Annotated in this window: 1 protein-coding gene; it reads left to right on the top strand. The window is 41.8% G+C overall.

Annotated elements, in window-relative coordinates:
• A partial coding sequence (locus LCI24_RS16935; protein WP_476691259.1) for an HYR-like domain-containing protein occupies positions 1 to 421 on the top strand: 421 nt, incomplete at both ends.

Raw genomic sequence — 421 nt, 5'->3', positions numbered from 1 at the left:
TGCAACCGATAACTGTGATACTGTAGTAGATGTAGTATTTACAGAAGTAAGTAATACGGTAGTTGACGGTTGTGGAGAGATTGTACGCAAGTGGGAATCAACAGATAATTGTGGAAACACAGTAAGTCATACCCAAACCATCACTGTAACCGATACTACAGCACCAGTGCTATCATCAGAACCAGCTGATGTAAGCGTAGACTGTGAAGCAATTCCAGTAGTACCAACCATCACCGCAACAGATAACTGTGATACTGTAGTAGATGTAATTTTTACCGAAGTAAGCAATACGGTAGTAGATGGATGTGGAGAAATCGTACGCAAATGGGAATCAACAGACAACTGTGGAAACACGGTAAGTCATACCCAAACCATCACTGTAACCGATACTACAGCACCAGTATTATCATCAGAACCAGCC

This window comes from Tenacibaculum larymnensis, assembly GCF_028829235.1.
Lineage (GTDB): Bacteria > Bacteroidota > Bacteroidia > Flavobacteriales > Flavobacteriaceae > Polaribacter > Polaribacter larymnensis.
The sequence above is the reverse complement of the archived record's forward strand: the minus strand, read 5'-3'. Positions and strand labels throughout refer to the sequence as shown.